This window comes from Lysinibacillus sp. NPDC096418, from assembly GCF_044762775.1.
Lineage (GTDB): Bacteria > Bacillota > Bacilli > Bacillales_A > Planococcaceae > Lysinibacillus.
Genome location: NZ_JBIWEY010000004.1, coordinates 113,596 through 139,899 on the forward strand (window position 1 = coordinate 113,596; position 26,304 = coordinate 139,899).

The 26,304-nt window shown below is 37.3% G+C and carries 23 protein-coding genes and 1 riboswitch; of the genes, 7 read left to right on the forward strand and 16 right to left on the reverse strand.

The genetic code is table 11. The annotated features are described in order from the left end of the window. Nucleotides 1–71 precede the first annotated feature (71 nt). The 8 genes from ACIQZG_RS06155 to ACIQZG_RS06190 form a co-directional block, all read right to left on the reverse strand. Nucleotides 72–2,711, reverse strand: coding sequence for a cation-translocating P-type ATPase (locus ACIQZG_RS06155; RefSeq protein WP_402754293.1), 2,640 nt, complete (start codon nt 2,709–2,711; stop codon nt 72–74). Between the two features lie 248 nt (nt 2,712–2,959). Next, nucleotides 2,960–3,889, reverse strand: coding sequence for a PhzF family phenazine biosynthesis protein (locus ACIQZG_RS06160; RefSeq protein WP_402754294.1), 930 nt, complete (start codon nt 3,887–3,889; stop codon nt 2,960–2,962). A gap of 197 nt (nt 3,890–4,086) precedes the next feature. Next, nucleotides 4,087–5,352 (reverse strand): erythromycin esterase family protein, encoded by a 1,266-nt coding sequence (locus ACIQZG_RS06165; protein ID WP_402754295.1) that lies wholly within the window; start codon nt 5,350–5,352, stop codon nt 4,087–4,089. Between the two features lie 20 nt (nt 5,353–5,372). Then, nucleotides 5,373–6,098, reverse strand: coding sequence for an ABC transporter permease (locus ACIQZG_RS06170; RefSeq protein ID WP_402754296.1), 726 nt, complete (start codon nt 6,096–6,098; stop codon nt 5,373–5,375). Further along, nucleotides 6,098–6,808 carry an ABC transporter permease gene (locus tag ACIQZG_RS06175; protein WP_402754297.1) on the reverse strand — a complete coding sequence of 237 codons (711 nt, stop codon included), beginning with the start codon at nt 6,806–6,808 and terminating at the stop codon, nt 6,098–6,100. Before ACIQZG_RS06175 ends, ACIQZG_RS06170 begins: the two co-directional genes overlap by 1 nt. Then, entirely contained in the window at nt 6,805–7,716 is a 912-nt protein-coding gene (locus ACIQZG_RS06180) for an ABC transporter ATP-binding protein (RefSeq protein WP_402754298.1), read from the reverse strand. The genes ACIQZG_RS06175 and ACIQZG_RS06180 overlap by 4 nt, the downstream gene beginning before the upstream one ends. Before the next feature lie 94 nt (nt 7,717–7,810). Beyond that, nucleotides 7,811–9,193 carry a sensor histidine kinase gene (locus ACIQZG_RS06185; protein WP_402754299.1) on the reverse strand — a complete coding sequence of 461 codons (1,383 nt, stop codon included), beginning with the start codon at nt 9,191–9,193 and terminating at the stop codon, nt 7,811–7,813. Further along, nucleotides 9,190–9,858: a response regulator transcription factor gene (locus ACIQZG_RS06190; RefSeq protein WP_402754300.1), complete on the reverse strand. Its 669-nt coding sequence runs from the start codon at nt 9,856–9,858 to the stop codon at nt 9,190–9,192. The genes ACIQZG_RS06185 and ACIQZG_RS06190 overlap by 4 nt, the downstream gene beginning before the upstream one ends. A gap of 582 nt (nt 9,859–10,440) precedes the next feature. Between ACIQZG_RS06190 and ACIQZG_RS06195 the strand changes: the two genes are divergently transcribed. After that, nucleotides 10,441–11,286: an aldo/keto reductase gene (locus ACIQZG_RS06195; protein WP_402754301.1), complete on the forward strand. Its 846-nt coding sequence runs from the start codon at nt 10,441–10,443 to the stop codon at nt 11,284–11,286. A gap of 71 nt (nt 11,287–11,357) precedes the next feature. Here the strand turns inward: ACIQZG_RS06195 and ACIQZG_RS06200 are convergent, their stop codons facing one another. Beyond that, the gene (locus tag ACIQZG_RS06200) at nt 11,358–11,741 is read right to left on the reverse strand and encodes a winged helix-turn-helix transcriptional regulator (protein WP_402754302.1); all 384 of its coding nucleotides are present in this window, start codon (nt 11,739–11,741) and stop codon (nt 11,358–11,360) included. A 110-nt stretch (nt 11,742–11,851) separates the two neighbouring features. Between ACIQZG_RS06200 and ACIQZG_RS06205 the strand changes: the two genes are divergently transcribed. Beyond that, a complete protein-coding gene (locus ACIQZG_RS06205) occupies nt 11,852–13,042 on the forward strand; it encodes an MFS transporter (protein WP_402754303.1) in 1,191 nt (396 codons plus the stop codon). A gap of 75 nt (nt 13,043–13,117) precedes the next feature. Here ACIQZG_RS06205 and ACIQZG_RS06210 read toward each other — a convergent pair whose 3' ends face one another. Both ACIQZG_RS06210 and ACIQZG_RS06215 read right to left on the reverse strand, forming a co-directional pair. Continuing rightward, the gene (locus tag ACIQZG_RS06210; protein ID WP_402754304.1) at nt 13,118–13,750 is read right to left on the reverse strand and encodes a 50S ribosomal protein L25/general stress protein Ctc; all 633 of its coding nucleotides are present in this window, start codon (nt 13,748–13,750) and stop codon (nt 13,118–13,120) included. A gap of 265 nt (nt 13,751–14,015) precedes the next feature. Next, nucleotides 14,016–14,897 (reverse strand): helix-turn-helix transcriptional regulator, encoded by an 882-nt coding sequence (locus tag ACIQZG_RS06215; RefSeq protein WP_402754305.1) that lies wholly within the window; start codon nt 14,895–14,897, stop codon nt 14,016–14,018. A gap of 223 nt (nt 14,898–15,120) precedes the next feature. On the opposite strand from ACIQZG_RS06215, the gene ACIQZG_RS06220 reads away from it, so the two are divergent. The 4 genes from ACIQZG_RS06220 (at nt 15,121) to ACIQZG_RS06235 (ending at nt 18,050) form a co-directional block, all read left to right on the forward strand. After that, nucleotides 15,121–15,465, forward strand: a complete 345-nt coding sequence (locus ACIQZG_RS06220) for a YuzC family spore coat inner layer protein (RefSeq protein ID WP_402754306.1) — start codon at nt 15,121–15,123, stop codon at nt 15,463–15,465. 94 nt (nt 15,466–15,559) lie between these two features. Beyond that, nucleotides 15,560–15,661: riboswitch (SAM riboswitch) on the forward strand. Between the two features lie 91 nt (nt 15,662–15,752). Then, nucleotides 15,753–16,490, forward strand: a complete 738-nt coding sequence (locus tag ACIQZG_RS06225; protein ID WP_402754307.1) for a cyclase family protein — start codon at nt 15,753–15,755, stop codon at nt 16,488–16,490. Between the two features lie 502 nt (nt 16,491–16,992). Continuing rightward, complete coding sequence (locus tag ACIQZG_RS06230) at nt 16,993–17,676, forward strand: DUF2225 domain-containing protein (RefSeq protein WP_402754308.1); 684 nt, start codon at nt 16,993–16,995, stop codon at nt 17,674–17,676. Nucleotides 17,677–17,696: 20 nt separating this feature from the next. Beyond that, entirely contained in the window at nt 17,697–18,050 is a 354-nt protein-coding gene (locus ACIQZG_RS06235) for a hypothetical protein (protein WP_402754309.1), read from the forward strand. Between the two features lie 229 nt (nt 18,051–18,279). Here ACIQZG_RS06235 and ACIQZG_RS06240 read toward each other — a convergent pair whose 3' ends face one another. After that, entirely contained in the window at nt 18,280–19,980 is a 1,701-nt protein-coding gene (locus ACIQZG_RS06240; RefSeq protein ID WP_402754310.1) for a methyl-accepting chemotaxis protein, read from the reverse strand. A 425-nt stretch (nt 19,981–20,405) separates the two neighbouring features. On the opposite strand from ACIQZG_RS06240, the gene ACIQZG_RS06245 reads away from it, so the two are divergent. Continuing rightward, nucleotides 20,406–21,857: an erythromycin esterase family protein gene (locus ACIQZG_RS06245; RefSeq protein WP_402754311.1), complete on the forward strand. Its 1,452-nt coding sequence runs from the start codon at nt 20,406–20,408 to the stop codon at nt 21,855–21,857. A 102-nt stretch (nt 21,858–21,959) separates the two neighbouring features. On the opposite strand, the gene ACIQZG_RS06250 is transcribed toward ACIQZG_RS06245, so the two are convergent. The 4 genes from ACIQZG_RS06250 to rhaM form a co-directional block, all read right to left on the reverse strand. After that, nucleotides 21,960–23,135: a DUF4272 domain-containing protein gene (locus ACIQZG_RS06250; protein ID WP_402754312.1), complete on the reverse strand. Its 1,176-nt coding sequence runs from the start codon at nt 23,133–23,135 to the stop codon at nt 21,960–21,962. Nucleotides 23,136–23,453: 318 nt separating this feature from the next. Then, on the reverse strand, nt 23,454–24,596 hold the full coding sequence (locus ACIQZG_RS06255; RefSeq protein WP_402754313.1) for an iron-containing alcohol dehydrogenase: 1,143 nt from the start codon (nt 24,594–24,596) through the stop codon (nt 23,454–23,456). A 54-nt stretch (nt 24,597–24,650) separates the two neighbouring features. Further along, nucleotides 24,651–25,922, reverse strand: coding sequence for an MFS transporter (locus tag ACIQZG_RS06260; RefSeq protein ID WP_402754314.1), 1,272 nt, complete (start codon nt 25,920–25,922; stop codon nt 24,651–24,653). Between the two features lie 65 nt (nt 25,923–25,987). Next, nucleotides 25,988–26,302, reverse strand: coding sequence for an L-rhamnose mutarotase (gene rhaM, locus ACIQZG_RS06265; protein ID WP_402754315.1), 315 nt, complete (start codon nt 26,300–26,302; stop codon nt 25,988–25,990). Nucleotides 26,303–26,304: the final 2 nt, after the last annotated feature.

Below are 26,304 nucleotides of genomic sequence, written 5' to 3' on the forward strand. Positions count from 1 at the left end.
CAGCTAAAAAACTCTTTAAAAATACGAACACCCTTGAAAACATATTGATTTTCAAGGGTGTTCTTCATTTATTAAACATTTCTATGTTGGATTACTTTAACGATTTCCATTAGAATGACGGATGCTAGCGCAAGCCCTGCTGCAATTAGCCAATCAGTCATACCAAATTCTACAGGGATATTGAACACATCACGAGCGAATGGTAAGACAGTAATACCATACAGCACGAAGCCTAATACGACCGCTCCAATGACATATTTATTGCTAAAGAACCCAAAACTTATTGATGTCTGTGTATTAGAACGAGCAACAAAAGTTTGTAATGTTCTTGATAAAATCAGCGTCGTAAATGCCATTGCTACACCCATTTCATTCGAATGCGACAGCCCAATATAAAAGGAAATAATCACGGCAATTCCGATTAACAAGCCACGTGTCAGTACCGCTTTCATCGTTCCGCCAGCAAATATCCCCTCACCCATTGCACGAGGTTTCTTTTTCATGACATTGGGTTCTGGCTTTTCCATCCCTAAGGCAATTGCCGGTAACGAATCATTTACAAGGTTAATAAATAGTAGCTGCAATGCAGTAAATGGATTGGGTAAGCTGAAAGTGACTGCATACAGGATAGCAATAATAGCTCCTAAGTTCCCGGCAAACAAATAACCAATTGCTTTTTTAATGTTTTCAAACACGGTTCTTCCGACTTGAACGGCATCGACAATTGATACGAAGTTATCATCTGTTAAAATCATAGCAGCAGAATCCTTGGCAACGTCGGTACCTGTCCCCATTGCAATCCCAATATCCGCCTGTTTCAATGCTGGTGCATCATTGACACCATCACCCGTCATCGCTGTGACTGCGTCTTTTTTCTGCCATGCACGTACAATACGAATTTTATTTTCAGGTGATACACGTGCATAAACTGAGATTTTATCTAAGTTCTGATTTAGTTCTTCTTCAGACATCGCATCGAGTTCTTGACCCGTAACCGCAATATCATTTTCCTCCATTAATCCTATATCTCGTCCAATAGCTTGCGCTGTTGTTTTGTGGTCACCAGTAATCATAATCGTACGTATACCTGCTTGTTTCGCTTTCTCTATAGAGCTATATACCGCTTCTCTAGGTGGATCTATCATAGCTGTTAAACCAACTAATACAAGATCATACTCATCCTCATGAACAATGCGCGTTTTCCCCTCTGGCAAACGCTTATATCCAAAAGCCAAAACCCTTAATGCCTGATTAGAGAAACTTTCATTTGCATGCGTAAAGCGTCCTAATAAATCATCGCTAATCGGTTGTTCTTTACCATTGACTAATACTTGACTCACACGGTTGAACATGACATCAGGGCCACCCTTCGTCAGTATCATATTGTCCCCCTCAATGTTATAGAGCGTTGACATGAGCTTACGATCCGAGTCGAAAGGTATTTCGGAAACTCGTTCATACATTGCACGTAGATGCCCATAATCAAGACCGTGTTTATTCACAAAATTAATCAATGCCACTTCTGTCGGATCCCCTACTTCCTGGCCCTCTATATTGATGTAGGAATCATTACAAAGTGCCGCTATAAGAACCAGCAATCGCTCAGATTCATCCCATTCTTCCGGGCTATCTGGCAATCGCTCATTTTTATCTGAAAGTAAAAAATGATCCGTAACAGTCATTTTGTTTTGTGTAAGTGTACCCGTTTTGTCGGTGCAAATGATACTTGTTGATCCTAACGTTTCGACAGCAGGGAGCTTTCTAATAATCGCGTGCTGTTTCGCCATTTTATTAGTCCCAACAGATAATACGATAGTTACGATTGATTGTAATGCCTCTGGTATCGCGGCAACCGCAACAGCTACGGAAAACATAAGCGCGTCCAACAACGCTGTTGTCGTATCAGTACCACCGCCACCAAACCAAATACGTGCAGCCTGCACACCAAAAATGACGATACAAAGCAGGAGAATTGCAATGCCAAGCTTTTTACTAAAATCATTTAATTTTCGCTGAAGCGGTGTGTCCTTTTGCTCAGCAGTCGACAATAAATCGGCAATTTTCCCGACCTCTGTTTTTTCTGCAGTACCCGTAACAACAAAGGTACCGCGCCCATAAACGACTAACGAGCTACTAAACACCATATTAAGACGATCACCAAGGGCTACTTCACCCTGAATTGCCTCAATAGATTTTTCTACGGCTTCCGACTCACCCGTTAACATCCCTTCATTAACCTTTAATGAGCCGCTCTCTATAACACGTCCGTCTGCAGGAACATAATCACCAGCTTCTAAGAATACAATATCTCCTTGTACGAGTTCCCTTGCAGCTATTGTCTGTTTCGTTCCATTACGGATTACTTTTGCTGCTGGAGCAGACATATCTCGTAATGCATCTAACGAGCTTTCCGCTTTCCTAGTCTGCACAACACTAATCACAGAATTAATGAGTATCACAATAAAAATGATTAATGACTCGACCATCTCACCGAGTAAAATTTGGATACCTGCCGCTATTAGTAAAACGATTACCATTGGATCTTTAAAAGTATCTATAAAAAGCTTCCAGGTAGGTACTTTTGCTTGGTCTTCTATTTCATTGTAGCCGTCCCGCTCTAAACGTAATTGCACTTCCTCACTTGACAAACCCTTTTCGTTGGAATTGACCGCCTCTAAAACATCTTCTTTACTATGTTGATAAAAATCCATTTCACTCCTCCTTGCTTATGCGATTCTAGCTGAAAACCATAACAAATTGATGCCAAGTTTAACATTTGGAACATCATCTTCAAAAACACTACTCATCCTTTAATGATTCTCATTTTTAAATAACTTTAATACCTCTTTAAGAACTTTATTTGACGAACTTTCTGTTTTCCCTTCTATAAAAGTTAAAAAGCGCAGAAATCAGCAAAGATCTGCCCTTTCTACGCTAGTAGTTTTATATTAAAATTTATTCATCCTTCTTCATTTATAAAAATTTGACCCGAGCCATTGATTACTGCTGGCCCGCCAACCTTTATTTGTTGAATTGTATTTCGGGCTTTCCTTATAGTGATGTCGATATGGCTTTGGCGCCCCATTTCAAATCCTTGCTCCCCACGAATATGATACATGCCTTCTTCTGTATTAGATATGACTCCATATTCTATTAAATAAGCTCCTAGTGGGCCGCTCGCTCCTCCTGTCGCTGGATCTTCCGAAATTCCAATGGCAGGTGCAAACATACGGCTATGTACATGCGAGGTTACCTCAACTGTTTCTGTCGTAAAGGCAAAAATATGCTGACGACTTGGAGTGGCACTAAAACGTTCCTGCCAAATATCTGTGCGTAAACGAATTTTTCGCATCGCTTCCAATGAACGAATCGGAATAAAGAGAAACGGTACACCTGACGAAACAGTTTGCATCGGAAGCTTTGTATCAATATCCTCTTCAGAAATTGATAAAAGCTGTGCGGCTGCTTCTACATCCATAAATCTTTCGCCAAACTCTGCTATTGGCTGTTCCATCTCAACTTTGGTAATTATATTCCCCTCTTTATACACAGTTAGTGGAATGTCACCGACACCTTCTTCAAAAATCCAATCATTACGACCTTCATGTGTCTTAACAGTCTCATTTGTTGCTAACGCATAAGCTGCACCAATAGTCGGATGCCCTGCCATTGGGAGCTCTAACTTTGGTGTGAAAATCCGTACCTTTTTCGTTTTGTGAAAGTTGTCTGATGGAAAAACAAATGCAGTTTCAGATAAATTCAATTCATTCGCAAGTACTTGCATCATTTCTGTAGTAAGACCTTCTGCATCTTCAAAAACAGCAAGCTGATTGCCACCAAACGGTACAGTCGTAAATACATCGACTAAAGTATAATGATACTTCTTCATAGAATGCCCCCTATTAACTTTACATTTGTTACAATAATTGTATCTTAATTAGGTTATAACAGTACCTTAAATCTACTAAAAAATTCTTCATGCTAGGTAATTTACCTAGCTGAAGAATTTCAGTTAATCAAGCTATTAATGTAGTTCGAGCAAAACGTATAAAGAGGATACGACAAATTTATAAATCAGCGCAAAAATTACTCAATAACAGTTGTTGGAGTCGCCTCTTTCACAACAATTATGCCGTCATAAGCTTCATTTGGTATCATTTTAATCGTATAAAACATCTTCGCTAACTTATACCAAGGTCTGAAATCATCCCCTATATTCGCCATCTTCTGTTCTGAAGAGAGAATAGTCTTTAACGCTTTTAACTCACTAGCTTTTTCAAAATCTACATAAAAAATATTTTCTTCCACATCACTAAATGCATCTACTAAATCATCATGATGCTCCAGTGTATTATTTTCACGTTTATCGGAACTGGCATTTAACGCTTGGAATGTATTATCGATAAAGTCCGTCCCAATTGCAAAATATGCCTCACCGTAGACCTCATCCAAATACTCTCCCATTACTTTGTTCCCTGCTAACGTTGCGGAAGTTTTTTCAATATGCCCATTGTGAGCAGAAATAAGCACTTTATCATGCCCACGAGTCGCTTCAAAATCAACGATCCATTGCAGGTTGTTTGCTAAATATTGATCCCGAAGGTCTGCATAATCACTATCATTTAAAAACAGCTGTGTGCGTTGCTTCATGATTTGTGCGTATTGAGAAGCAAATGCGAAGGTCTCCTCCGTCGATAGTGTGATATATGCTGTTCTATTTGATTTTAAATCTGAGATAATCGTATCGATTGTTTCATCGAGTTCTTTCAGTTGGCTATTTGTTAATTCACGCATTGTCTCGTTGGAAACATGCGCCAACTGTGTTCCATATCCTTTTGCCGCATCGCTGTTCACTTTTTCATAATAATCCAGCAACCCTTTTTTACTGTAGTCATAGCGTTGCATATCGTTGCCGTAAAAATATACCTTCTCACTCTCATCTATTGTCATGTTATAATCATGCATCCATTGCACAAGCTCTATCATCTGCTCTGTTCTATAAATTTTATAATCCAGCGCATTTACAGCTTCTTCAGCTGTGCCAGAACCAGTTAAAATGAATTGATTAATTTGCTGTGCACCACCAAAGTCCCCTTCTAAAACAAAGACACGGACATCTTCATTTACAACTAATGCTTGAAATAGATCTTTTTTCAATGTCTGAAATTCAATATTTCCGTGTGTCGCTTCACCAAAACCGATGACTTTGACATCATTAGGAATATCAATATTTTCTATTTCCGATGTGTATTGAGCTACATTCTCTACCGCTTCTCCACTTCCACACCCTGCTAGGAATACAGAAAGGGCAATTGCTGCAGTTATACACCAACTCTTTTTCAACAAGGTCATTTTACATCCTCCTCATAAAGTTAAACCGCTTTTCGTTGAAAATACAAATATCCCCCAATGAAAAACAACACAAAACTACCACCTACAACCGTTAATAATTGATCCCATGGTACAAAAAATACATCCTCTGGGTTTCCAACATACATCATCTCAAACGGTTGCACCCATGGATAGTAAGGGGCAAATCGTTCAGAATTCACGACTAATATGGATGGCAAGGTAAAAATTACGTTCACAGCAAACGGAGCAGCAAAGCTTTTAAACATCACCGACATCCACAATTGCAAGGCAACTAATGGCAAGGTAGCCACCCATCCGCCAAAAATGCATTTCCAAACAATTTCCATCGGGAAAGGGTCTGTATAACCTTTTATCATACCTACCGCATATATAGAACTTAAATATAGTAATTGCATCGCCATGACAAGCAGCATGATTAATATATACTTTGCAGCAAATACTTTTCCCCTTGTGACAGGCAATGCTAAAAGTTGTTTCCATCCTCCAGCTTGATGCTCATATCTACAAATGAGGCTTGCAAAGACACCTGAAATAAGTGGGAGAAATAATAGTGCATATGTTAAATTCATTGAAAGTAAGGCAATATACCATTTATTCACACCAAAATCATCCTCGAAATTGACTGCTAACCCTATAAATAAGCCAATCATCGGCCCTGCAAAAATTATCGGTACCATTTTAGACTTCCTTAATTTATACCATTCAGAGTTCAGTATAGCGCGCATTATTTCACATCCCTTCTCGTGAAATCGATCATTCCAACGATGTATAATAGAATACCTACACCTATACCAAGCGCAACATTGATGATTGGCTCATCCCATTCATTCATTAATGATGGCCACTTCCAAATCAACCAATCTGGCAATTTATATGCTGAAAAAGCAAATATCACACCAAAGACCCCAGCGGTAATTGGAATGGCTTGATTTTGACTAACAGTCGCAATCCAAAGCTGTAATGCCAATACTGGTAATGACGCTAAAAACGGATAATAACTAGACTTGACTAGCTCCATATAAGGAATGTTCTCTCCCAGATCTAAAAACAGTCCATGAGCAAGTGTAAAAACTATTAATAGCGAGGAAGATACAAATAATAATATTGTTAGCACTGTAAATTTTGATAAATACACTGTAAATTTTGATACAGGTAAAGCAATTAATTGCTTCCATGCATTTGTTTCATTTTCAATACTCGCCATGAAGGATGTTAATATGGCAATCCCTAAAATAAGCGCTAGTGGTGTAAAAGAATGTACATTGCCTAAATAATATCCCCAATCATCCTCACTTTGCTGTAACAAATAGTCTTTTCTTATACCGTAATTGACTGTTTGTAGCGCCACTACACCTAACGGGCCTAACACTGTTAAAAACCACAACCCTTTTCTTTTAATTTTTAAGAAGTCAGCTGCCAACAGATTGCCCATCATATCGCTTGCACTCCCGCTGTCATTTGAAGGAATATATCCTCCAATGATTGTTTTTCTTCCTCCACACGGTAAACCGAAAAGCCCTCTTGCACAAGGATCTGAACGATTTGTGCTACTTTTTCATCGGAGCATTCATCCAATATAATTTTTCCTTCTTTACATTCTGCCTTTATGCCGTTTGCCACTAACGAACGCCACGCCTGCTCACTCTTATTCACCTTAAACAAAACTTTTGGCTGGGCATGCATACGCATTGCTTCGATTGAATCCTGAAAAATCATTTTCCCTTTCGAAACAATACCAACTGTCGTCGCCATTTGATCAATTTCTGATAGCAAATGACTCGAAATAACGACCGTCATCCCATATTCTGAAGGTAGTCGTTTGATTAAATTCCGAATTTCGATAATCCCTGATGGATCAAGTCCATTTGTTGGTTCATCTAAAATTAATAACTCCGGATTGTGTAGAAGAGAAGCGGCGATGCCTAGACGCTGCTTCATGCCAAGCGAAAATCCTTTCACTTTTTTATTGGCTGCCTCTGTTAAACGAACAATTGCTAACACTTCATCAATGCGCGATTTTGGCACGCCTAAAATTTTTCTTAAAGCTTCTAAATTTTCGTAGGCCGTTAAATGCGGATAGTAGGATGGATTTTCAACCAACGAACCAATTTTCGATAATATGTCGATTCGTTCCTTTGTTACATCCTTTTGAAAAATTTTAATGGTGCCTGATGTCGGTTTCATCAATCCTAAAAGCATACGAATTGTCGTTGTTTTCCCTGCGCCATTTGGTCCTAGAAATCCGTATATTTCCCCTTTACGAATTTTCAAATCTATGCCCGCTACAGCCTGCTCTTTACCAAAGTGTTTTGATAAATTTTCTGTTTGTACGATATATTCCATTTCCCTCACCTCTTTATCTAGCATAACGAACTAAGTTTAAAAGCAGGTGCGTACGAAGTTTAAATTTTGTTTAAAAAAGAAGCTGCCCGAAAAATCATTCGGACAGCTTCTTACGTCGTATAATTTTAATAATTGTGCCCGATTCACTTGAAGTGATATCCCAATCTAGCTCCATCCCCTTTACCATGATATCCACTATTGATAAACCAATGCCTGCACCTTTTGCATTGGATTCATTGTTCATTCCTTTTCCGTAATCCGAAATGACAAATGCATCATAGTGCTCTGTCGACTCTGTTTTAACGCCAATATATTGCCCACTACTTGCATGACGTAAAACATTTTGAAAGAAATTATCGAATATACGCCCTAACCAAAGCGGATCCACTATCCATTTATTCTCCTCAAATGAATTTAACTCTATATCTATTTCAAAGCCTTCTTTTTCAAAAACAAGATACCACGTAGTCATATACTCTCGCACAAATCGAATAACATTGATTTCCTTCGGTTCAAATTTATATTTACTAGCCATTAGTAACGTATACGACATTAAATTTTCCATTAATCTATCAATATTAACAATCGACGTTTCCAAAACTTTAACAGCATGTTTTCCTTCATCTGATAATTCCTCTTTACTAATGGAATAGGTCTGCGCTCGTACTTTCGTTAGAGGGGTGCGTAAATCATGAGATAGATTAGCAATTAATTCCCTCCGCAATTGTTCTTCCTTTTGCTCACGATTTTTACTATCCCTAAGCTCACAGACCATGCGATTAAAACTTAGCTCGAGCTGCCCAATCTCATCCTTCTTTTTTACATGCATCTCAATAGGTATCCCATCTACATCACGTATTTCCATCGCATCCTGTAGCATTAATAATCGTTTTCGAATCCCCCTAAAAAATAAAAAAGAGATACTAACAAAAAATATGATGATACAAATAACACCTAAAAATACAAAGGTGCCATATTGCTGATAAACATTCTTCAGTGGTGGATTCAATACTAATCTAGGAATTTCTAAAACAATAAAGCCATTCGTTTCATCTTCTCCAAGAAATGCAATGACTGTAAAGGGATCTCCGTCATATCGTTCCTTTATAAACTTAGTCGTATATGCTGGTGTCCATTCTGAGGGTAGTTGCTCTTTAACATTAACCTCTGTTAATAATGTCCCATCTTCGCCGACCCAAAACATAGAGGCTTCGGGATACTTTCCCCTCCAGTTTTCGAAAAGTTGTTCGATTACCTCAAGTTCAATGGCTTTTATTTTATTTGCTTCAGCATGCCATTTTTCTTCAATTACATTTTTATTGGAGTCTTCGCCGTATCGAGTATTATTAATACCTTCCTCAGTTTTAGCAATCCCCATTACAAATAAAGCAAGGACAAGGTACGCTATTTGAACAATAAACATTGCTAGCAAAATAATAAGCATATACTTCGCTAATAATGATCTGAAAAACTTCATAGCTTTACCCTATAACCAATTCCACGAATCGTTTCAATAATCATCGGCTTGGCCGGATTTAATTCTATTTTTTCTCGCAAATATCGAACATGCACCATCAATGTTTTATCGCCTTCTATGTATGCTTCCCCCCAAACCCCTTCATAGAGCTGTTCCTTTGTTAGTATTTGATTTAAATGTCGAATAAAATATTGAAATAAATAAAACTGCTTGCCAGTTAATTGGATTTCCTCATTCTCCTTACTATTTATAACTCGCATCTCTTTTGTATGTATTTTCAGGTGCTGAAGCTCTAATACATCATCATTCTTTTGATATCGCCTTAGTAAAACCTCCACACGCGCTACTAGTTCATCCGGATGGAATGGTTTTGTTAAATAATCATCTGCGAAGTTTAGCCCCTCGATTTTGTCCTCTACCGCAGTGCGTGCGGAAAGCATTAAAATCGGTAATTCACTATTTTCCCTCTTGATTCTTTTCCCGATAGAAAAGCCGTCTAATCCAGGTAGCATCACATCTAAAATAACAACATCGGCAAATCCTATGTACTTCTCAACCCCTTCGCCAGACTCTAGCCATCTAACCTCAAACCCTCTTTCTGTTAACTCCTTTGTCACCCATTGCCCGATTTCTTTTTCATCTTCTATGTATAAAATACGAAACAACTGCTATCATCTCCTACTTTTAATTCATTTGGAAATACTTGTTTTGTACCAGTATACATTTACTGAAATTACCAATCAATTGATAATCTGATCCTTCCCCATAACTTGGGGTTGATTTCCGTTCCGGCTGGGCGCTTTCTGGGGGCGTCTGATGAGACGCTAATCCCCCAGGAAGCTTGGCTCTGTAGCGAAAGGCGAATGCCATCAGCTACACTCATCCAGCCTCCTCTTCAATCAACGAGCATTCTTGCATGGTTATGCATTTTTACCAAATATCATCCCCAGAAGTAAATAACTATTCTTTTTGCTTGTTCATCTATCCAACTTCCAAATATAACTGATGTTCGTGTGAGATTTTACTAATTTTTAAGGAATTCATAATAGGTAACTTTGAAGCGAGTAACTTCACCCATTTATCTTCAGCATACAGATTTTAAAAAAGTCAAAGCTCACAACGGTTGATACGACTCAATAGGAACCTCCACGTTTCTATGAAACCAAAAAGTGCGTACTTTTTTTAATGCATGCCAGGCTACATAATAAAAAAGCAACGAAATACCGACTCAACTGGAGGACAAAATAATGATTAATAGTTTACAAGATACAATCACATTAAATAATGGGGTAGAAATGCCAGGCTTTGGTCTTGGTGTATTCCAAGTGGAGAACGATACAACAGCAGAAATCGTAAAAAATGCCATCGGGGTTGGCTACCGTAGCATTGATACAGCCGCTATTTACGGTAACGAAGCAGGTGTTGGTGAGGGCATTAAACAAGCACTAGCATCTACTGGCTTAAAACGTGAGGATTTATTCATCACATCTAAAGTATGGAATACTGGCTTAAGCTATGCCGAAACAGTAGCAGCTTATGAAGAAAGCCTCCAAAAATTAGGACTAGATTACTTGGATTTATATCTAATTCACTGGCCAGGTAAAAATAAATATGCAGAATCTTGGAGAGCGCTTGAGGATTTATACAAAGAGGGCAAAATCAAAGCAATCGGCGTATGCAACTTCAATATATCTCACTTACAAGACTTGTTAAAAACAGCTCGTGTAACACCAGTCATTAACCAAGTAGAATTCCACCCGCGTTTACAACAATTAGCGTTACGTTCATTCTGCCAAGAGCACAATATTCAATTAGAAGCTTGGGCTCCATTAATGCAAGGTGGACTTCTTGAAGATCAAACAATTGCAAAAATCGCTGAAAAATACGGCAAATCAAACGCACAAGTAATATTACGTTGGGATGTCCAAAATGGTGTTATAACAATTCCAAAGTCAGTTCGTAAAGAACGTATGATTCAAAATGCAGACATCTTTGACTTCAGCCTTACTGATGAAGAAATCCAAGTAATTAATGCCATGAACCTAGACAAACGTGTTGGTCCAGACCCAGCAGAATTTGACTTCGTAATGTAATAAAACTTTATACCAAAATAAATAGAAAAGCCTTAAGATATCAATCTACCTTAAGGCTTTCTCAACTTATATTAAGATGATTGCTTAACAGCAATATCTTCATCACGCTGCATTAGAAGTACATCTTCACCATTATCAATTAATTTTCCGATATGATTTTCACCCCACGTGCAAAGTAAATTAAGCACAGGCTCCAGCTCATGTCCATATTGTGTTAATGAATATTCAACCTTTGGTGGTACTTGATTGAACACTTTGCGGTTGATTAATCCGCATTGCTCCAATTCTCGCAATTGATTCGTTAACATTTTTTGTGAAATACCAGGAATTAATCGACGAAATTCACTCGTACGAATTTTACCATGGTGATTGAGGTGACATAGAATAACAGGCTTCCATTTACCTCCAATTACTTCAAGTGTGGCTTCAACACCAATATTATAAACTTTTTTCATCGTAAACCCCCTGTATTATTCAAAAGTAACTAAAAGTACTCTACATACTTCTTTAGTATGTATAAATAATACTACACCCTATTTATAAAATCAAAGGAGTGCTCAATATTATGACAAGATCAACAGCACCAAATGCCAAACTAACACTCCTTGCACTAGCAATTAGTTCCTTTGGTATTGGTTCTACAGAATTTATAAGTGTGGGGCTACTCCCGCTAATTACAAATGACTTCGGTATATCATTAAGTACTGCCGGTTTAACCGTATCAATCTATGCATTAGGTGTAACAATTGGAGCACCACTTTTAACAGTATTAACGTCTAAAATTGACCGTAAAAAGGTTCTATTGCTCGTAATGGGACTTTTTATCGTCGGTAACTTATGGGTTGCTATGGCACCTACTTTCTCGTTACTACTAATTGGTCGTATTATTTCAGCTTTAGCACACGGAGTATTTATGTCGATTGCAGCTGTTATTGCCGCTGATGTCGTAGCGCCAAACAAACGCGCAAGTGCCATTGCATTTATGTTTACAGGTTTAACTTTGGCAACTGTGACAGGGGTTCCATTAGGGACTTTCATTGGTCAAGTAACAGACTGGCGTATGTCATTTGTTTTCATCGTAATAATCGGCATAATCGGTTTAGTTAGCAATGCGTTACTCGTGCCAAGTAATCTATCAAAGAGTAATCCAATATCGATACGTGATATTGGTAAAGTTTTAAGTAACATACGTATGCTATTAATTCTTTTCATTACAGCAATCGGTTACGGTGGCGTATTTGTAGTATACACATATGTGTCTCCTATTTTAGAAAAACACATGGGATACTCCCCTCAAGCGATCGTAGTTATTTTAGTCATATACGGTATTTGTGTGGCAATAGGAAATACATTAGGCGGACACCTTGCAAACAATAATCCATTACGTGCAATATTCTTCATCTTTATCGGTCTTGCACTAGCATTGCTAGGCATTAACTTCACATTAGAATCGCAGGTTATTGGCCTAATTACGGTTTTACTTATGGGGCTATTCATGTTTATGAATGTACCCGGCTTACAACTCTATGCAGTTCAGCTATCTGAAAAATATGTACCTACTGCTACTACAATGGCTTCAGCATTAAATATTTCTGCATTCAATATCGGAATTTTTCTAGGATCTTACGTGGGTGGATTGGTTGTACATTATCAATCATTAAAACATACACCCATCTATGGCTTCTTAATGGTTATGGTCGCAGCCATCGTTACATTCATATGGATAATTTCTGAAAACAAAAAGACAGCTCTGTAAACAATTATCCTCACCAACTAATAAAAAAACTACGTCATAAGCCAAAAACATTGACCTATGACGTAGCTTATTAGCTTATTCTTCTTGTCCAGAAGGATTTTGACCTGTTGCTTCAATCACTTCAGGCGTCCCATCTACTGTATCTTCTTGTTTATTTTCAGCAGGAGGAGGTGTAATCGCAACCAACGTATAGTCATCTTCATTTAAAATTTCAAACGGGAATTTATTTCGAATATCTGAGATATACAGTGAAGTGCCAATCGCCACATCCGATACATCTATTTCAATCGCTTCTGGTATATCTGAAGGCTTCACTTTAACTCTAACCTCACGATGTGGCTGTAAAAGGAAACCACCATCTGCTACACCGATTGCATCACCTACAATTGTCACAGGGATATCGACTTCTAATTCTTCTGACATGTTGATTGATTTAAAATCTAAATGCTTTATATTTCCCTTTAAAGCACAGCGCTGCATTTCCGTTAATACGGCATTTACCTTCTTACCATCCACCTCTAACTGGAATACACCATTACTCCCCATTTGCGCTAATACTTTAGCAAACGCTCTTGCATTAAGCGAAATTGCCGTAGGTTCCAATTGATAGCCATAAACAACCCCAGGTATATTGCCACTTTTTCTAAGCTTTGTTAAAGTCGATTGAGGCCCTGAATTACGTTTTTTTGCATTTAATACCGAACTCATTGTCTTTTCCCCTTCCATGGAAACTAGTCTCATAAAAGGTTTTTCCCTTCACACATGTTTTTATACCTTATAAAGTTTTAAAAAACGGTTGTTTATGTGCATATTTGGCGGTAATCCTAAACTTAATGTTGAAATAACGCCCTTATGAAAGTAAAAACTTGATTACCAATAAAAAACTTTACTAGTATGACAATTGCCATCAATAATGTGCTAATAGCAATACTTAAATTTTGATTTTTAGAATCCGACATCTTGAACTCCTGCCCTACTCTTCAAATGATAAATTTGTTGGCTCATCTAGCAGGTAACCAGTAAAATCAATATTTGTTGTCGGTGTGTTGTTATCAACTTCCTCGAATTTAAGTTCATCAATCCATACTTGACCTCTTCCTGAGAGCAGTACACCAAAAGCAATGACGGTGCTGTTTTTCGGTACATCCAAAACAATGTGATAATGATTCCACTCCGTATCACCAACAATTGGGCGATCATTCATATTATCAAATTGCAATACATCTCCAAGTGCATCATCTACACGCATCCAAAACCCGCAAAATCCTTCAACAGCTTTAGATTTGATAAAGCCTGACAACTTCAGTCTTTTGCCCAAGTATTTCTCAGCTTTAAATTGTTGCATCATCGTAGCAAATTCACCTTGAGACTCCACAGTAGAAGACCTTAAGAATCCAGATGCCTTCCCTTTATGAAAGATTTCTCTATCAATTCCCATCTTATAATTAGATGGGTGACTTCCACTTAGTGTCCATCCTTTTAACAATTGTCCATTTCTCATTATAGTTTCCTCCCTTTGCACCGTTAATTTACCCATTATTTTACGATATTGTCCTGGCGGTAGCTGATAATATTTCTTAAATGCACGCGTAAATGATTCTTGTGTTTCAAACTGAAAATAGAAGGCAATATCTATTATTTTTTCATCCGTATAGAGTAGCATATTGGCCGCATTAGCAATCCTTCGATACCGAATATATTCAGATGCAGTTACACCAACCTCTTTTTGAAAAATACGATGATAATGATACTTTGAGAAACCAACAAACTGAGCAATACTATCTAACGTTAAATCTTCATGTAAGTTAGCCTCTATATAATCAATGGATTTTTGGTTGATAAGACTGTAACTCATTTCTCGTCCCCCCTTAAACATAAGATACCAAAGGAAAATAAGGTTTTCTTGATTTATATTGCTTTTTTTCATTACTCGTATCGCACGTACAAAAATGTTGTAATTACACCTAATGACATAACAATTCATAAGATAAGATATCAGCTATTGAATTGGAGGAATTTTATTGTATTACAATCCTTATCCCTACTTTACCTACTCAAATCATTATCCGATGTGGGTAATGGCAAATCATCCTTCTCTTGCTCAATTCCCTAGTCAATTGGCAATGCCGACAAATAACAACTCGTTTCCACCAGTAAACACACGACAGTTAAAGATTTCAGCAAAAAGTATTCAGGCCATTATGCAGCAATCCCAGTTGCTAACAAGTAAAATTGCAGATTCAGAACAGTTTGCCCACGATCTCATGAGCGCTGCACAACTTTCAAATAAAGCAGAAGTTGATAAATTAATTACCTCAACTGGTATTACCATTAAGTTCGACACTAAATTCACACCAGACGGCATTCAAATTCGATTCACTGAACATGCTTGTTGTGGACTGACATTAATCTTAGATTGGTAATCAACTAACAGAGTATCCCTATTGAACTTGTAAACTACTATTTAATATGATAAAGTAGTCGTACTATTTATTTCTGAAAATTCATATACTTATATTCTTATCAAGAGAGACGGAGGGATTGGCCCTATGAAGTCTCAGCAACCAGCTCTAGCATGGTGCTAATTCCAATCGGCGATAATCGCCTTAAAGATGAGAGGATTAACTTCAGTTATTATGCATGAGGACCCTCTTCTACAAATAGGGTTCTCTTTTTTTATCTAAAATACTAGGAAAGTAGGAAACACATTATGACAAACGATCTTTTACAAGCACTTCAATTATTAAAATCAAAGGAGTGGGTCGACTTAACGCACACATTCGGACCAGATTCACCTCATTTTTTTATGTTTGACGACGCTAAATTCGAAACGCTATTCTCACATGAAGATGGTTTTTTTGCACAACAATTCACTTTTCCGGGACAATACGGAACACATATCGATCCACCCATTCACTTCGTGCGAGACACACGCTACTTGGATGAATTAGAACTAAAGGAGCTTGTCCTACCACTTATCGTGATTGATAAATCGAAGGAGGCTGCAACTAATCACGACCTCGCCTTAAGTGTGCAAGATATTCTGGACTTTGAAGAAAAATACGGTGAAATTGAAGCTGGGACATTTGTTGCACTTCGCACGGATTGGAGTAAACGTTGGCCAGATAAAGAAGCTTTCAATAATAAGGATGCTGATGGAAATAATCATATTCCTGGTTGGGGATTTGAAGCGCTGAATTTTCTTTTTGAAAAGCGCAAAGTAAGTGCTATAGGTCATGAAACATTTGACACGGATTCAGCAGCTGATTTTCGTAAAAATGGCAAGTTAGATGGGGAATATTTTGTACTCGAACAAGATACATATCAAATCGAGCTCATGACAAACTTGGATAAGCTACCACCAAAAGGTGCAATTATTTTTAATATCGTTCCGAAACCCGAAAAAGCATCCGGATTCCCAGTTCGCTCATTTGCTATTTTGCCATAATTAATTGTGTTTAGAACAAGCTAGAGAAGGACAGTCAAAACCATTCTAAATGATTTTGACTGCCCTTCTTTTATTTTAATTTCCTCCAACTTCTTTTTAACAATCCTATCTTATAAAAATACGTTACGAACTCCAGAAAACACTTCAGTTCCAATGTTGCAATTTCCCGAAACGTTAGCTGGCATAATTGTCTTCACAAGTAGTTATTTCCTCCCGTACTTTGATATCCGGCACCCTTGAGGAATTAGTCAGAAAACTAAAATTCAATTAACTTTCGAACTCATCCGTATATGCTATCGCAAGACAAATTCAGTAATATCTGCATTTAAAAGAAAAAGAGAAAGTAGCAGGAATTGTAATAGTCATCCTAAAGGAGTATACCAAATTACATATAATTGATAGAATAAGAGGACATTGAATTAAATATATTGAATTATTACATACAGAGTATTACTAGAACAAAAGAAACGATAATTTACCCGATGTAAAGGAGTTGGTTCTTATGGGATTTAACATTTACTATTACGAAAGTAATGTGGATTGCAAATTTTGCAAGAAGCATTTTACAACATATAAAGTGCGTCCAAATCGCTATAAGATCGTTGAAGAACATACCGATTTCATGCCAGTCTATGAAGGCTTGAATCCATTGTTATATGAAGTAGCTGTCTGTCCCCACTGTGGCTACGCCTATCACAAGTCCATGACGAGAACTTACGGACCCTTCATGCTACTGATTAATGAATTGTACATTAAAGAGCTACGAAAACCGGTGAATATTTGCCAAGAACGCACGATAGATGATGCGATTGTCAGCTATAAACTAGCATACCTTGTATCAAAGTCTTCGATGGAAGAACCTCTTCTAATGGCAAACCTAGCTTTGAAAATTGCGTGGCTCTATCGCTTAAAAAATGAACATGAAGCTGAAATGCGCTATTTACAATCTGCAAGGGAATTTTACAGTAAGTCTTTTGCTACCAACCAAGAAGGCGAGGAACGAATTCAATTTTTGAATGCAGAGTTGAGTCTACGCCTTGGAGATATAAAAGAAGCAAAAAAAGGATTCTCCCGCTTAATCTCGGATCGAAGCGTTTCGAATAAATACAGAAAATTGGCCCGTAACCGTTGGGAAAATTATAAATATGACGAGAACCCTATCAATATCACTGAAACGATCAATTAAAAAGCGAGGAGCGAAGTATAATGCAGCTGTTTGGCAAAAAATTAGATGCGAGAGAAGAGGATATTTTTTCGGAATTACTTCATTTTTTACTAAGAAAAAATAATCGTACCTTATCAAATGATGAAGTCGTTGAATTAACAGGCGTTTCTTCCGACTTGCTTTATAAATGGGTGAAAGCAGGGAAATTAAAAAATACCATTTTCCCCAATATCGGTGCCCCATGCGAACGATGCGGCAAAATAACGCAAGCTAGAACCTGTGTTAGTTGTTCATCCTCCATCGTTAATACATTAAAACAAGAAGAAAAAGATCAAGCCTGGTTTAAACAAATTCAACGAAGAGATCGACAACCAAGCACTTATCATTATAAATAAAACAAGAGAAAACACCTCCAACGATGCGTACAGATTTCTCTGTACCCACTTCACTTCGGAGGTGTTTTTCTTTACAAAGCAATCAAGGCTCTGTGTATTCTTGTTACGCCTATCAGCAAGCATACAACAAAGGAGAATTGTCATGTAGCTCGTAAAGGCACGCCCATTGACAATCCCCCAAATCGAACGTTTCACTCCTCGCAAAAATCTGAAATGTTCTACCTGAGCCTCATAGTTTAAACTTATCGACTTTATTTTTAAGAACTTCTGATATCTCTTCAACTTTATGGACATTTTCGACAATGCGGCTAATTACAGTTGACTGATCTTTGGAAGCTGAGGAAACTTCCTCCGTAACCGCTGTATTTTCTTCAATGACTGCTGAGATTGTTTCTAAAGCTTCCAAGACTTTTTGGGAATCTTTTTGAAGTTCATTAAAAATGCCCTCCATCTGATTTGTATCTTTTTCTGTTTGTCCTACCATTTTCACAATAACATTTAGGGCTTCTTCTCCTTGATCAATCAGTTTTTCTTGCTTTTGAACGGCCATCAAGTTTTGTTCCATCTTAACGACTGTTTCATTCGTCTCTTTTTGGATAGATCCAATCAAATCAATTATTTTACTTGCTGCTGATTGAGATTGCTCAGCAAGTTTCCGGACTTCATCTGCCACAACAGCAAATCCTTTTCCATTCTCCCCCGCTCTTGCCGCTTCAATTGCCGCATTTAAAGCAAGCAAATTTGTTTGATTTGCTATGTCAGAAATTACATTAATAATTTCTCCTACCTCGTCTGAACGTTTGGCTAAACTTTGAACCGTTTCAGTTGCAGATTCTACAGTTTTAATCAATTCATGAAGTTGAACAGTAGCCTCACGCATTGACTCCTTACCTTTTCCCGCTGTATCAGTTGAGATTTTAGCATTTTCAACAGTACTTTTTACTTGAGCAACTCCCTGATGTAGAAAATTCAGCGTATTAGTCATCATTTCTAAAATAATATTCACTTCTTCTGATTGCTTTTCTATTCCTACAGCTGTTTCTTCCATCGATTGCGAAATATTACCCGAAGCTTCTTCAGTTGTTTTCACAAATTTGCTAAGCTCTTGTGTAGTACCATTCATTGTAAAGGTCGTTGAATTGATATCCGCAATAATTTCCCTTAGATCGACAACCATTTTTTCAAACGAACGTGACAATGCACTAATTTCGTCCGTGCCTTTCGTTTTTACAAGTATATTTAAATCGCCTTCAGAAATTTTCTTTGCTTGCTCAGTTAGATTTTCTAAAGGTTTAGTTAATAACTTAGTAAAAACGAAAATAATAATTGTACTAATTATCAGGAAAACACCTATAAGTAAAATCATCTCCAATCTATTTTTTTCCACTAAGTTGAAAATATCCGTTGCATTGTAATCCACACCGATTACACTAATCACTTCCCCGGATTTATCCTTAATTGGTATATAGATTGAAAGCAAATCCCCATTATCGTCAGAGGTTAATTCCCCTTCAGTTGCTTGTCCTGTTTCAAAAGCTTGCACCATCTTGTCATATTCTGCACTATTTTTTTCCACATCACCTAATTTAACAGATTCCCCCGCTACAACATAAAAGTACTCATATCCGTTATTTACTTTATCTCTACTCATTATATAAAGATAATTCAAACCATTAGATACTCTTATTCCCTCAAGCTCCTCTTTTAATTGTTTATAATAATCATTTTCTTTTCTGTCTTTTAGAATCTCACTATATTTCCCTACATCCACTTTATTAAGCGTATATTCTCCTATTTTAGTCGCTTGCTCACTCATAGATTGAATAACTAGTTTAGTAGAGGACTGGATAATAAGAAATCCAATAGTACCTCCCATTAGTATAATTAACGCAGAAAACAGCGCTACCATTTTTGTTTTTAGGCTATTCATTTGCTTACCTCTTATTCACTTATTTTTGATTAATTTAGTTCATCACTAAAACTTAGCGTTGATTTCTGTTCCGCTGGGTGCATACCGTAGTCGTCTAATGAGTCGCTTCACACTATGTCATAATTCCCTGAATACTCACAAATCCTTCCTTTTCTAAAAGTGTGACCATTACATAATAACTACTATTAATTTCCATAAAATTAAATAATCTTTTGCAATTATAAGGGAATAGCTATAAAAATTCCATATTTAAACAAACATATTTATTTAAAACTACTTAAATTTTTCGTAAACATCTCACTTTGTCATAAAGTTCATTAAAAAATATGTGATTTATATCAATTTTTAAACTGAATTTAAACAAAGGTAACCTATACTTTAAACTTAACTGGTTACAATTGGATTTATTATATCGAGAGGGGCAGATGAAAAAATTGGTTAAACTAAATAAGAAAAAAGGAAAATCACAGATAACTATGCTAGCGTTAAGTACGGCTCTTACAGGTATTGTAGGCTTCTCAAGTGTTTCAAGTGCCTCAGCAGCAGTGCCTACAATAACAGAGAAACTAACGATAGAAAATGATTTGACTGTTAAGCAAGCACGTACATCAAATGAAACAATTATTGAATGGAAAAATTGGGTGAATGATCGTGCCTATAGTTTAACCTCCATTCAACCTGAAAAAGTCGAGCAACAGAAAATTCCTTCCAGTAACTTTGAAGATTTAGAAATGTTAAAGCCGTTATTACATGATAAGCGTATCGTCTTTTTAGGAGAGAGCTCCCACGGGGCTGCAGAATTTAATCTGGCGAAAACTCGCTTGATTCAATTTTTACACCAAGAAATGGGCTACAATGTTCTTGCGTTTGAAAGTGGACTAGGCAATGCGATGAACGCTCAGGGTCAAATTGGTAAGCAAACAGCAGAACAAACAATGAAGAACGCTATCTTTGGTGTATGGTGGACGAAGGAAACACTACCACTCTTTGATTATGTAAAAAAGACACAAAATACGGAGCAACCATTAGTCTTAGCAGGTTTTGACATACAGCAACAGGGCCCATTTACAAATGGTGACTGGTTACAAAACAGTCAGCTTGCTAAGCAGCTGAAGGATACAGAAAATGAATTGGTTGATTGGAGCTTTGGAAAAGATTTAAAGGGGTATCAAAAGGCGAAACCAAGTATTGTTAAAGTGTATACTCAGGTAAAATCACAAGTAAAATTAAAGGAGAAGGAACTAAAGGCCGCTTATCCAAATGAGCCGCATATTGTTAAACTAATGGAGCGGATTTTGTCAGAGCGTATCCGATTAGCAAACGAGTATGTGGAACTAGACATTCAATCAAATATCGAGCTTGAACAAAATAATCCAACAACATTTTATAAAACAATGGAATGGCGCGACCAAGCAATGTTGGCTAACTTGCTGTGGTTAGCAGAAGAAATTTATCCAACTGAAAAATTTATCGTTTGGGCTCATAATGACCATATCCGTAAAGCCCAGTCCGAAGTCATGGGCACTCCATATCCAGTGAAATTTATGGGCGAGCTTCTTCCCGAAATCTATAAAAAATATAGTTATGTGCTCGGTATATATATGGCTGGAGGAGAAACAGCTTCAAACAATACGCGTGAACCTATGAATGTTTTACCTCCAGTTAAAGGATCAATTGAAGACATTCTGTCTACGACAAAAAAGCCTTACACATTTATCGACATGCGCTACCGTCAAAACGAACGAGGCAATTCATGGATGTTTGAACCACGTCTATCTTATAGTTGGGGATTCATACAGGAAAGCCTTGTACCACGAGATCAATATGATGGATTACTACTGATTGATAAGGTTAGTAAACCAAATTATTTAAAGTAAAATATTTCTTCGTGTTGGTTTTGTTGCATAGAACATACTATAAAACTCAAAATTAGCGAAAAGGGCACCCTATATTCTAAGTGCCCTCTTTGCCATCTTCAATTAGGTATCCATCGAAATATGATCCCATCCTTCATCAAGATGCCCCATCATCCAGAACAATCCCCTACGTCTCTCCATGACGATACTTTCAATCATCCCTGCAGGAGCTTCTTGTCCTTGTATTCGACTACTTACACAAGCCCAGTGCAATCTATAGATTTTGTCCGCTTCATCCATAATCTTTTCCTTGTTTCGCATTGCAGTTTTGACATAAAAATGGTCGAATGACTCACAGCTTGAAACAACTTTTATTGCATAATCGCAGTCGCAAACATTATCAGGGAAATCGAGTGTATCGACAAGCCCCAATGCCCAAATAAGTACCCAGTAAGCTTCATATTGCCAAGAAATATCGACCGCATCTTGCCCATTTGGTTCTTCGGTACGTAAAAAGTTACTTTCTTTGTCGGTCAAATATTCATCTACGTCATATCTCTGCAGCATATTCATAAAGAAGTCTTTGGATTCACGTATATCTCCCCCTTGCACCACATCACAAGCATATTGAATGACAATTAACAACGCGACAGCTCTTCTTGCTATATCTTCCTGTGTTCTAAACTGATAATGCGCTAATGGTGGGAGCTGAGGTAGTGAATTAATAAATGGAATCCCATTTTCATTTAAATAAACTACTGTTTTGTTCTTTCTTTGTTCACCTTCTTCAGATGTAACCTCATGTCCCATTATCTTTCTTGTACAACCATGAGGTCTGAAATTGGCAGGTCCCGATTTCCCATCAGGATAAACAATAACAAGACCTTCTTTATCTAGCAAAGTCCCGTTTGGTAAAAAGCCAATCCCTCCCATTTTTGCTAGCAGGTTAGTAAATAACTGCATCTGTTCTTCATTAAAGTCTTTCTCCACTTCGATAGCAATCATCGTATTTAAAACGGATATTTGTGTTAAAACCAGCCCTTTAAGGTTCTCATCTTCAAAAGGAATTCCATCATAATACCCCATCATCCCAGGAATATTTTTATCGAAGTAATCTGGATCTGTATCTTCTGAAATGACCCTTATCGTAATCTTATATTTGTTGAACAGCGTTTTGGGCTGGATAAAATATTCATTTTCATTTCTCTTGATTCGAAAACCTTTTGCGAAAACATCTAAAATCCCATTTCCAATATCATCAATATCGTTCTTGGAAGAATATATTGTGAAATGCTTCAAACCCATCTCTCCTTCGCTGTATGTATAATAAAATTACAAGGTTCTGTTAATTATCTTATATAGGTAAAACTTTTATCGCTTATGGCTTTTATTTAGGGATTCTCAGCTAGTTATTCTGGATAAATAATTAATGGATCATTTTCTATGCTCATGACTCTATTATTCTCTCGAGAATATCTCTATTATAAATAAAAGTACCCTATAAAGTAGACTTTTTTAATTGCCTACTTTATAGGGTACTTTTTACAGAAGTATTTTACTAATTTTTTATGTTATTACAAAAGCTACCTTTTTAGCGGTGTTTTACTTTATAGCTTTTTATAAAATCTCTTTAAACATCGCAATTGTTTCTTCTTTCGTTGGCATGTATGGGTTACCTGGCGCACAAGCATCTTTCAGCGAGTTTTCTGCAAGAAGCTCTAAATCTGGATTTTCTACACCAAGTTCTTTTAATGATTTAGGAATGCCTACTTCTTCAGATAGCGCTACAATTTGATTTAATACAAATTGACTGCACTCCTCATCTGATTTGCCTGATACATCAAAGCCTAGTTTATCTGCAATGATGCGGAATTTCTTCGGAGCATGTTTTGCATTTTCACGTTCTACGATTGGTAGAAGCATTGCGTTACACACGCCGTGTGGAAGATTATACACCCCACCTAATTGGTGTGCCATTGCGTGTACAAAGCCTAGTCCAGCATTTGAGAAAGCCATACCAGCTAAGAAGCATGCATATGTCATTTGTTCACGTGCTTCCACATCATGTCCATCTTTAACAGCCGCCGGAAGATGCTTGAAGATGATTCTTACCGCTTCTAGCGCTGTCGCATCTGTAAGTGGAGTTGCATCTGGTGTAACGATTGTTTCAATCGCATGCGTTAAAGCATCCATACCCGTTGCAGCCGTTAAGCTTGCAGGCTTCTCAACCATTAACGTTGGGTCATTAACAGATAGTAATGCTAAGCTGTTCTTATCTACACATACCATTTTTACGCCACGATCTTCATCAGTAATAACGTAGTTAATCGTAATCTCTGCAGATGTTCCAGCTGTTGTATTTACCGCAATAGTTGGAAAACCTAATTTCTTAGACTTATGGAGCCCCTCATAATCACGGATATTTCCGCCATTAGTTGCTAATATGCTAATAGCGCTCGCACAGTCTTGTGGCGAACCACCACCGATTGAAAGAATAAAATCACAGTTCTCTGTTTTCAAAATGTCTACACCTTTATGTACTTCTGCACATGTAGGATTTGGATTTACGTCATCATAAATCGTATAGGCTACGTCCACTTGATCAAGCTGATCTGTTACTTTCTTAACAACTCCGTTACCATTCAGCACTTTATCTGTTACTACTAGCGCCTTCTTAAAACCGAAGTTCACAATCTCTGTTCCTAGTTCTTTTAAACAATCTTTTCCGATTAAATTTTTGCTTGGTAAATAGTACATCATGTTAAATTTCCTCCTATAAAGTTTGTTCAACATTTTATAATTTTCACACAAAAATTAATTCATTTTTCCATAGCGCTCTTCTTGAATTTCCTCTAATGTTTTCCCTCGTGTTTCTGGTGCCATTAAGATACCTATCAACATATGAACAAAGAGGAATCCAATCATTACAGCACCCGCAACCTTAAATCCTAATGCTGAAATCATAACTGGGATTACTAATGAAATCAGACCTACACCGACACGTGCAACAAAGAACATAAGCCCTTGCGCTTGTGCTCGGTATCTCGTATGGAAGAGTTCACTTGACCACAATCCATAGAAACATTGTGCACCGAAACCACATGATACGCCCCAGAAGATAACATAGATTAATAGTTCTGTAATACCCATGCTTCCGAATGCCAATACAGCCCATCCGATAACTCCTAAAAGTGCACCTATTCCAAATAACAATTTGCGACTTACTTTATCTCCAAACTTAATGAATACAAAGTATGTTGAACCAACTGTTAGTACCCATAAGAAAGCTTGTAGAAGGTTGGCTTGAGCAGAAGATAATCCACCCACTGTTTCATAAATATAAGGCATGAAATAGCCATTTGTTCCGGCAACCAAGTTCCAGAAGAAATATATACCAATCAGTAATGTTAAAGCACGTAAGTTAGCTTTATTCGTAAAGAGTTCTTTAAGAGATCCTTTTTGCAATTGACCTTTTTCTTTAAGCTCTTTTTCTTTTGCCTTTTGTTCTTCCCAAATAGTAGATTCATTAATTTGTTGTTGTAAAATCCAGGTAATTAAAGCGATTACAAAAAGTTGTGCGAAGATAATTCGGCTTCCTAATAAGCCTAGAGGCGCTAATGCAACCGATAATAATAGTGAGATAACAGGTCCAATACCCCATGCTAACTGTCCCCATCCAACACGTGAAGCCCGTTCATCTGCAGGTGCTTCTTCAGCAATATACGTCCAAGCAGCTGGTATGGCAGCACCTACAGCGATACCTGTAATGATATAACCTGCAAGTAACATTGGGAAGTTGAATGAAAATGTAATTAATGCAACTCCCAGCATATAAACTAACAGGTCATATTTATAAATGAACTTACGACCGTAACGGTCAACTAGGAATCCACCCAATAATGCACCTACTGCAGCACCAAAACCGTTAGCACTTACTGCTCCCAATAACCCTACCATTGAATCATCTAATCCAAGATACTTTACCCAAAGTGTTAAACCACCTGCTCCAGCAACGATCGAACCAGCTTCTAAATAATTGGACATCGCCACAGTGATGGTTGATTTCAAACTACCTTTTTTAGCCATTGTGATAACTCCTCTCAGGGTGTTATTCTGCATCTAGAAAACTCTAGATGCAGAATGCTAGATAATTATTTTAAGAAAAACACTTCTTTTAAATCAGTAGCAACTGGGCTATTATCAGGATTTGTCTCCATTAACGGTTCCATATAAGCCCACCATTTTTTACAGATTTCTGTATCTGCCATTGAAGCCCATTTTGCTTCGTCTTCAATTTCTACATATGCAAATAATTGACCTGTTTCTTCCAACAAAAAGATAGAATAGTTATGTGATCCATGATTACGCAGTTCTTCTGCCATTTCTGGCCATAACTCATCATGGCGACGTTTATATTCTTCATATTGATCTTTATAAACCTTCATGACACTAGCTTTTCTAATCATGC